Genomic DNA, 9,092 nt, shown 5'->3' with positions numbered 1-9,092 from the left:
GCTTGTAGCTCAGCGGTTAGAGCTGTCCCCTCATAACGGATAGGTCGGGGGTTCAAATCCCTCTGGACACGTTACCGCAGGATTTCGCCCCGTCCTGTTCCGGCGGGAGCATCTTTGCCAAAGCGCGTGTTTTGGCGTGCCACTTTCGGGGTATTTTCTGCCAGCCCCGATTAAGGCATTGTTTTCATGTGCTTTGATGCGGCCAGGTTTTCACCGCCTTAGGGTGCAGCCACTCTGCCTTCGCTGCCGGAAGTTGTCGCCCGCGAAATTGGCATGGACAAAGTCGGCATGCTTGCTCAAGCCATCTTTCGATCGGTCGTGCGTCCCTGCCGTGAGCCGCGGGCCAGTCTGCTTGGCATTATGCGCATCCTTGGCCACATCGAGGCTCTGGAGGAAATACCACCGGTCTGTCTAGGCAGTTGCAGGAGTTGCTTTTTGCACGGCATGGCCACCGTTGCTTTCGGCCCACTCCTGCCGTTGGTCAGCGGGTCAAGATGTTGCGTTCGCAGCCCGCGTTAATGCCATTCGCTGCGCTCGCACCATCTAAAGCCAATTGAACCCATAAAACGGGGGCAACTTGAGCTTTGGCCGCGGATGCCCCAAGGCACAAGGCTGACTGCGACGATTTGGTGGCGTCATTAACCGAAGATATGCACCTTATTTTACCCTAAACGTTGCGAAGTGCAGACACAGCCATTGCTAACATCGTAACGTGGTATTTGCGCCAACGCCGGGGGCCCATGCGATCGTCGACCTTCGGCCGGAAATGCGTTACCTCACAATTTGAACCGGTCGGTCGGGGCAGACTGGTCGTTGTGGCCCGAGCTTTTCTCCTGGAGGGACTCTTGCACTTTTCGACTATAAGCTTCGTTTTATTTCTCTCCGTATTGCCGGCCAGCCTCGCGGCCATGGAATTTTCCGTAGAGCGCATTGATCTGTGGCCAATTCGAGAGCCCACCCTACACATCAAAGCCAGCGGGGAAATTTTACCAGGAGATACGGAAAAGCTAAAGGCGGCGATCGATGCTGCCGACACCTCGGACGTGCGCGATGTCCTCTTCATGTTCGACAGCCCGGGTGGCTCCCTGATCGAGAGCCTTGAGATTGGGGCCTATATAGCCGAGATCCCGGCAATAGTCTCCGCCCAAGTGGGGTCGCAGGACATGCCGAGCGCGGTCTGCGCCAGCGCCTGCGTCTATGCTTACTTGGCGGCAGATTACCGCTACCTTCCGGACGGCGCCCGCATCGGCATTCACCAGTTTGGCCTCTACGACACCGACCTCGATGGCCAGGCCGGAGCCGCGCTCGGCCAAACCCTGTCTGGCATCCTTTCAGAATACATCCGCACCCATCGCGCCGAGCCGGAATTTTTCGAGGCAATCTCCGTTATCGAGCATGACGAAATCTTGTGGGTCTCGCGCCGCGACCTAGAAGCCTGGCGCGTGGTCACGAACGATGTCTATGACGAGCGCACGGAATACATCAACATCAACGGCGATCTCGCGCTGCGCCTCACCCAGATCGCCATCACGGGCGACAGCTTCCTTACTCTTCTCTGCACCGAGACGGGTGCAGCCGGCGTCGCCGACCTTCACGAACCCGCCCTGGCTGCCTACGAGACATTCGAGCTTGCCATCGACGGTGTATGGCACGCGATCGAGAAATGGGATGTCCTTGAGCGCAGCAACATGCGCGGTCGCATGGTCTTCGAAATCCCGCCCCGGCTGGCCGTCGCCACAGCCACGGCGCGCAGCATTGGGGCGCGCGTCGTCGCGCCCAGCGGCGACATCTACTTCGGCTTCGAACAGGCCATACGCGACGAACGCCTGGCAGAACTCATGCGCGGTTGCACCTACACGCCGTCGCCCCCGCCAGCCGCGCGCGGGGCAATGGTGGATCTTCCTGGGACCGACCTCCCAGGCAACGACCTGACCACGGAGGGCTTTCGCGGTATCAGCTTCGCGCGCTGCAAGCAGATTTGCCTGGAATCCGATCAGTGCCGAGCGGTTTCCTATGTGCAAAGCATGTCGTGGTGCTGGCCGAAAGGCCGGGCGTCCAGACGGGTCTCAACTTCCGGAATTATCAGCGCCGTCCAGCAGTAGCGCACCTCGCAGGGTGACCTGCCCTGATCTGGCCTGCCTGCTGCGCAAACGGTTTCCTACGCGATTTGCTGAATTAACCTTGCGCATAAATTCCAAGCCGCCACATAGGAAGCCGCCAACGGTTGCCGTTCAACACGCTGGATTACCTAATTCGCTTCCGGCCCAGACCCGACCTTCGTCCCGTGGTCGAGCGCTGCGGTGCGGCTTTACTGAACCGGCCATTCGTGCGTCGCGCGGCATTTTTTAAGGGTGAAGGTCCGCAGAGCGGACAAAGTGACATTTCGCTATCATTGCCCCAACGTCTGTTTTCGACGGGAATCTCGACTTGCACCTTACGTCCGCAAGAACCACACAAGAAATATCAATCGCTTTTAACAAGCGACTTTACTGACACCTCCAATATCAGACTAGGTGCAAACCTTCAATCTTCAATCGGGGAATTCCACTCGATCAGTATTGTTGTTAGCATAAGCCGCATCATTGATCCAATTCAGAAATCTAGGAACATCTGCAACCGAGTTCACACCCCAACCGGAACTGCTGCCACCAATTGCTGTATACATATCGAAAACCTCTCGAAACACGTTTTCGGTTTGAGGACCCCATTGCCCGTCCAGGTCGAGAGAGTACCCCTCAGACCATGCGGACAGCGTGGCTTGAGTGCTGAATAGCTCTCGTTCCGGCACTTGGTCAAAGTAAGCTTCGATCAGGAGGATTCCTTTGTTAATATAATTAAGCCCGCTAGGTAGGTCTGGTTCCTTGAAATGTGGGTCCGGTTCGGGTAATTCCCTTCGGTTTGCTGCAAAATAGAACCTCATTTCACGGATTTCGGTTTCGTCAAACCAGTACATCGTCTCTTTTGGAGTACGTAGCATTGAAGTTACAAATTTGCTGGGCACGTCAAAAGCATAAAGCTCCTCTATAACATCACCCATAGCGAACTGAATTGCCTCGTTGCTATCTTGATCCATACTCATTTGATGGACGCCGAGTCGGCCAGTCGCGACACGCTCATTTCCAGCCGCAAAAATCAGAGCGCAGGCGGAAGCACATAAGTCATCCCGAAGTATACGAGTGGATAGTTTAGCTTCGTGGAGGCGACGTGCGATAAGAAGAGAGGAATAGACGGATCCTCCAGGACTGTTGAGTTGCACCCAAACTTGATCGGTTTTGCTCGAAAGCGCACGATCGAACTCGACCGCGGTGCGCATGGTGATCTCGCCATCGATTCTTAAAAATTCCTCTTCGACAGACACACCTTCGTCTGCGCTCGCTAATGCTGGTCCAACGAGTAACAGAGCAAAGCACAGACTTTCTAAGAAAAAATTCTTGGCTACGTTATCCACGTGTCTTCCCCGCAAAAGATAGTCTCTTGACTAAGAAATTAGTTTAGGTGGCATGCCAGCAAAGCCGCAAATTATTTACGGACTGCCCATTCAGATGAGCGGGCGACTAATGTGGCGATCCAAATTAGTGATTCATTCAGGGTCCTGATGTTTGCGGCTCCCTGCACCGAGGTTTGCTATGCGGACATTCGTTCATCGTGCATCATCAGTCAACTTTAGGCTCAACGTCGCCGTTCGCCGCAAATTGTACGAACGGCCGCTTCGGACAAAAACCCCTGGTCAGAACATGCGGGACGAAAACGGTGTTTTTGGCGGGCATCGGCGCGTCACTCATCGGACCACAGGCAGGTCCGAGATCCGGGTCGTGTAGCGGGGGCTGCGGTGCTCGGCGCGCATCGCCCAGGCCCGCTTAGTCCCTTCCGCGCCGAGCACCATCGTCTTCTTCCCGAACCGGGCGTTGACCGCGTCCAGCGCTGCCATCACTGCAGGAGACCGACCTCTCCCCTCATCCGCCATGTCAAACAGAGTGCGGGGCCGCTCCGCCTCGGGGACCAGATCATCTAGCATGACGCCGGACTTCGCGAATGCGTACGGGCCGCCCTGCTGCGGCCAGGACGCCTCCACGCAGGCCCGGACCGCTCGGACCAGGTCTCGCGCGTCCGAGGTCATCGGGGTGAGCTTTACGGTCCGGGACGCGACATGCTGCGGCTTTCCAGCGCTGAACCGGCTGGTGTGGAAGAACACCGTCATGGTCCCCGCGACCAGCCCGTGCTGGCGCAGCTTCTCGGACGCCCGGGTCGCATGCGCGGCCAGCGCGCTGACCACCGTCTTCATGTCCCGCATCGGCGCGCCTGCGGATCGGGTCACGGCCATCCCCTTACGGGGCGGCGGCGCCTCGTCGAGCGGTATGCAGGGCTCGGGTTAAAGATCCGCTCCGCGCTGACGTAGAAGTTGGCGCTGTCGCTGATCGCGATTGGCCGGCTCACGCCAGGTCGTACCGGCGCACGACCCCGGCGATTACGCCCCAGATATCGCTCTCCGGCGTGAGGGCGATCTCCGGGTACCCGCCCTGACTGTTCGCGGGGGCCAGGTAGTAGCGCCCGTCCCGCTTGCGCAGGATCTTCGCGGTCACAGCCCCGTCGACGACGGCGAGCACTGCGCGGCCGACCCGCCGCTTGCCGGCCCGGTCCACCGCGATCAGGTCCCCGTCCCTGATCCCCGCGTCCCACAGGCAGTCCTGCGGGGTGCCACCGTGGTGGCTGAAGGCCGGACTGTCATCACCATCTTTCACAAGACGATCCCGAACCTGCGAACAGATCCACGGCGCGATCCGCGTTGTCGGCGGCGGCGTCAGCGCCGCGAGGCAGAACGGCGCAAGCGTTCGTTTCACCTCTCCCCTACTCTAGCATAGTCCGCTCAACCAGAAACGCCAACTGACATGGTCGCCCTGAACATCAGGGCGACCCCTCCTTCATGCAAAACGATCCCGGAGCGTCCCGTGAAAGATACTTTCGATCCATTCCTGAGCACTTACAGCGATATCCGGTGGTCCGCTTTGGACGACGAAACAGTAGAGGGGGAGTTCTCGCCAACCTCTTCGCTTATACGACAAGTGAAGGGGCCCAGGCTCCTTCGCATCCGTATGGGCGAAGACGCGTTTCAGAGGGCATTCGCTCTCGTTGAAACGCGGTCAGAAGACGTGCAGGACGTGGTGCTGACGGTCACGTCTGCATTATACGGCAGCAGATACGAGTTTGATGCGGGGTATCGAGACGGTGCCCCGGAATACGGAATGCTGCGGCGCGACGTAGACCCCTGGGTATCTGCTCCTGCGCGTATTGAAAGCCTAGAGGTTACTCTCGCGCGCACCCAAACAATCTCACAGGGCCGAGACTGGCCCATACAAGAGGCGCGCAACACCGTTGGTGTTGGCCCGGACGTCGGTTCCTCTAACCAGATCACCAATCGGCTGGGGTGGGTGATCGCATTGCTCGTGATCATCATCCTCATCTTGCTGTCCGCAGCTGATTGGGACAGCGAGCCTGACATGCGGCGGCATTTCCGACAGCTCGCCGGAGGGTTTCCAATCGTAAAAACCGGTCTTACGGTAGAAGAGCTGCCCGAGGCGCGGAACACTCCGCTTGTCCGTGATCAAGGCGCACCTGGAGGAATATATGACGCATTCGGCTGAGAAATATCGGCGTATTACGGCCTCTGTTATCGTGATCGCTCCTTGGTCAGGATCAGCTCGATCGTCCCTTTTATCCGCCGTATGGGCCCTGCCCAATTTTCTGGGGGGTTCCCATGTCTGACGATACGAGTGGAAAAAGCCTTGTTCCGTTATGGAACACCGGTCTGGTGTCGCATGGTCGCGAGGGAAACAAGCTGATCCGGAGGGCGGCATCAGACGCGCTGATCCCGATGTACAGCTTGATTAACCAGCAGGAGTCGATCCTCCACCGGGTCGGAACGCACGAGTTTCACGATGAGGATTTTCGTCAGCTTCAGGTCTGGGCGTCAGAACTCGGAATGGATGGTCAGATCTCTGAATTCGTCGACGCCTTTGACAAGTTTTTCATGGACTTGGTAAGTAAACGTGATATTTTTGTTATAGGAGTTACTAACGGTAATCTAGCGGAATGGCCTGGCTGGCCCGAAGCTGCATATTTGGGCTTTTGAGAGAACATGTTGAGAACAAAAGGCTGATTGACGGTCAGAGCTGATGTTGGATGATGCTTGCGTCTGGAGGTGTCATGACAGAGCAAGCATTTGCCTCGGTGTGGGGGCTTTCGTATTCTGATTTTGAATTTCTCAATCGGTTCGGGGCGAAGTCTCGGGTAGCGATTGCATGCCAGCTCCTCTTTTTTCGCCAACATGCAAGGTTTCCTGCCGACCGCAGTGATCTTGACCCTGATGTGATCGCGTACGTTGAGGATCAGATTGGGGCGACAGACGATCTTTCCTACTCATTTTCCAGTGATACCGCGCGACGGCAACGTGCGGGCATTCTCGATTTTCTTGGATTTCGTCGAGCTTCTGATCGTGACCGCGCCAATCTCCAGGCCTGGATGATTGAGCAGCTTGGTGGGCAGGACCTGACCTTGGCAGACTGGATCGAACGTGGTTTTGACCAGGCGCGGCAGCTGGGCGTTTTTATCCCGTCAGACAAGATCATGGAACGCCTTGCCCGCGCTGCCCGCCGGGATTTTCGCGATGGTTTTCTGATGCGTGTAGGTGCGCTGCTCCACGCCGAAACCATTGAGCAACTGGAATGGGCGCTCTCAGAGCCTTTGGCCGATACGGGGTTTCAGCGACTGAAGGATGATGTGGGCGCGGCAACGCTGGAAAGCGTGTTGCTGGCAGCTAGGAAGGTGTCCTTTGTCGATGGCCTCGATCTACCAATTGCTGTTCTTGATAGGGTTGAGCGGGGATGGATTGCGCGGCTTGCGCGTCAGGTAGAAGGTGAAACCGCCTCGGAAATGCGCCGTCATGCCCCCGAGAAGCGCCTCGGACTTCTTGCGGTCTACCTGATACATCGCCGCTCGCAGCTGATCGACGGCCTCATTGATTTGCTGTTGGAGGTGGTTCATCGTCTGGGAACACGATCGCGCCGCAAGGTCATTCAGGGCATCGCGGCCGATATAGGCGCGGTTCACGGCAAGGAACGGTTGCTTGTCGAGATCGCCATGGCCGCGTTGGATCATCCCGAGGGCCGGATTGAAGACGTTATCTTCCCTATCGCTGGAGCGGGTAAGCTCCGGGCAGTCGTTGACGAACATCGCGCCAAGGGTACCTTGGACACGCGCATCCAACAAACCATGCGCAACTCATATGCCAGCCACTACCGCCGCATGTTGCCACCGTTGCTCCGGGCTTTGCGATTTCGCTCGAATAACGCAATGTGGCATCCGATATTATCCGCCTTGGATCAGATTACCCGGTTTGCGGAAGCTGCTCGCCGGGTGGTTTCTGAAGATGATACTCCAGCAGGGATTATCCCCGGGAAATGGCGCAACACAGTCATTGACGAGAACGGCCGGGTCAATGTTGTGTCCTTTGAGCTCTGTGTGCTGACGCAACTGCGGGAACGCATCCGTGCCAAAGAAATCTGGATTGAGGGCGCGGACCGGTACCGCAATCCGGATGATGATCTGCCGGGCGACTTTGCTGCGCGCCGAGACGCCTACTATGCCGATCTGGGGCTGTCACGCGACGCGCAGAGCTTTGTCGCGGGCGTTAAGGCGGACCTGGAACAGGAGCTTCACCTGCTGAATGCAACCTTGCCTGACAATGACAAAGTGCGCCTGCGGTGGGGCGGGGAGAACCGGATTTCCGTAACGCCGCTGGCGCCGGCTCCAGAGCCGGCTGGTCTGGCGACGCTAAAAGCCGAGGTTGCCCGGGCTTGGCCGATGACCGGGCTTTTGGATGTTCTCAAGGAAACCGCCCTCAACACAGGGTTTCTGAACAACTTTCAGACCTCGGCCAGCCGGGAGGCTTTGCCAGCTGTCGTGCGAGATCAACGCTTGCTGCTCTGCCTTTACGGCTTGGGAACCAACGCGGGCTTGAAACGCGTGGCCGCCGGTTCTCCCGATGTCAGTTATGACGAACTCTTGCATATCCGGCGGCGCTATATTGACCCTGCCTCCCTCAAGGCGGCGTGTGCGCAGGTTGCCAATGCGACGCTGGAAATCCGCAACCCGGAAGTTTGGGGTGCGCCGGGCACGACCTGTGCCGGGGATTCCACCAAGTTCGGAGCGTGGGATCGCAACCTGATGACGGAATGGCATGCGCGCTATGGTGGACGCGGCGTCATGATTTACTGGCATGTCGAGCGGCAGGCAACTTGCATTTATTCGCAGCTGAAACGCTGTTCGTCTTCCGAAGTGGCCGCCATGATTGAGGGCGTCTTGCGGCACTGCACTGACATGGAAATCCAGCGGCAGTATGTAGACAGCCACGGACAAAGCGCTGTCGGCTTTGCTTTTTGCCATCTTCTGGGATTTGAGCTTGCGCCACGTCTCAAAGCTATCGCGCGCCAAAAACTCGCCCTTCCGAGTGCGGGTATGCGAGGGCAACTGCCTAATCTGTTGCCAATTCTGTCAGGCGTGATCGATTGGGGAGAGATCGAACGCCAGTATGATGAAATGGTCAAATACGCAGCCGCCATGCGGCATGGAACGGCTGACCCGGAGGCCATCCTGCGCCGGTTTGCGCGATCGGATGTGATGCACCCCACCTACAAGGCGCTCGCCGAGCTTGGCCGCGCCATTAAGACGATATTCCTGTGCCGATACCTTCGGTCCGAGGCGTTCCGCCGGGAAATTCACGAAGGGCTGAACGTCGTGGAAAACTGGAACAGCGCCAACAGCTTCGTGTTCTTCGGCAAGGGCGGCGAAATCGCAACCAACCGTGTGCGGGACCAGGAAACCGCCGCGCATGCGCTGCACCTGTTACAGTCGTCATTGGTCTACGTGAACACGCGAATGGTGCAATCCGTCCTGCGTAACCCCAATGTGGTCGCACGCTTGTCCCCAGAGGACTATCGCGGCCTGTCACCGCTCATTTATCTACACATCAACCCTTATGGCCGCTTCGAGGTCGATCTGGATAAGCGGATCGATTTTGGACCCTTGGCCGCATAGAG

General features: G+C 57.8%; 7 protein-coding genes. 4 read left to right on the top strand and 3 right to left on the bottom strand.

The features are described 5' to 3' along the window. Positions 1-845 precede the first annotated feature (845 nt). The gene (locus M3N55_RS15370; RefSeq protein WP_249060725.1) at positions 846-2,102 is read left to right on the top strand and encodes a hypothetical protein; all 1,257 of its coding nucleotides are present in this window, start codon (positions 846-848) and stop codon (positions 2,100-2,102) included. Between the two features lie 428 nt (positions 2,103-2,530). Here M3N55_RS15370 and M3N55_RS15365 read toward each other — a convergent pair whose 3' ends face one another. The 3 genes from M3N55_RS15365 to M3N55_RS15355 form a co-directional block, all read right to left on the bottom strand. Further along, positions 2,531-3,448, bottom strand: coding sequence for a COG3904 family protein (locus M3N55_RS15365; protein ID WP_249060723.1), 918 nt, complete (start codon positions 3,446-3,448; stop codon positions 2,531-2,533). A gap of 330 nt (positions 3,449-3,778) precedes the next feature. Beyond that, a complete protein-coding gene (locus M3N55_RS15360) occupies positions 3,779-4,321 on the bottom strand; it encodes a DUF4113 domain-containing protein (RefSeq protein ID WP_283163998.1) in 543 nt (180 codons plus the stop codon). 109 nt (positions 4,322-4,430) lie between these two features. Next, positions 4,431-4,838 carry a LexA family protein gene (locus M3N55_RS15355; RefSeq protein ID WP_249060721.1) on the bottom strand — a complete coding sequence of 136 codons (408 nt, stop codon included), beginning with the start codon at positions 4,836-4,838 and terminating at the stop codon, positions 4,431-4,433. 108 nt (positions 4,839-4,946) lie between these two features. Between M3N55_RS15355 and M3N55_RS15350 the strand changes: the two genes are divergently transcribed. From M3N55_RS15350 to M3N55_RS15340, 3 genes are all read left to right on the top strand, one after another. Continuing rightward, positions 4,947-5,639: a hypothetical protein gene (locus M3N55_RS15350; RefSeq protein WP_249060720.1), complete on the top strand. Its 693-nt coding sequence runs from the start codon at positions 4,947-4,949 to the stop codon at positions 5,637-5,639. A 113-nt stretch (positions 5,640-5,752) separates the two neighbouring features. Next, complete coding sequence (locus M3N55_RS15345; RefSeq protein ID WP_249060719.1) at positions 5,753-6,127, top strand: hypothetical protein; 375 nt, start codon at positions 5,753-5,755, stop codon at positions 6,125-6,127. Between the two features lie 74 nt (positions 6,128-6,201). Then, a complete protein-coding gene (locus M3N55_RS15340) occupies positions 6,202-9,090 on the top strand; it encodes a Tn3 family transposase (protein WP_249060718.1) in 2,889 nt (962 codons plus the stop codon). Positions 9,091-9,092: the final 2 nt, after the last annotated feature.

Source organism: Roseinatronobacter domitianus, from assembly GCF_023336755.1.
In the GTDB taxonomy this organism is placed as follows: domain Bacteria; phylum Pseudomonadota; class Alphaproteobacteria; order Rhodobacterales; family Rhodobacteraceae; genus Roseinatronobacter; species Roseinatronobacter domitianus.
Note: the sequence above shows the minus strand (reverse complement) of the source record. Positions and strands in the feature narration are given on the sequence as shown.

Excerpts from the sequence above, each read along its gene's own strand:
- M3N55_RS15340 (WP_249060718.1), top strand. The coding sequence starts at position 6,202 with ATGACAGAGCAAGCATTTGCCTCGGTGTGGGGGCTTTCGTATTCTGAT.
- M3N55_RS15345 (WP_249060719.1), top strand. The coding sequence starts at position 5,753 with ATGTCTGACGATACGAGTGGAAAAAGCCTTGTTCCGTTATGGAACACC.
- M3N55_RS15360 (WP_283163998.1), bottom strand. The coding sequence starts at position 4,321 with ATGGCCGTGACCCGATCCGCAGGCGCGCCGATGCGGGACATGAAGACG.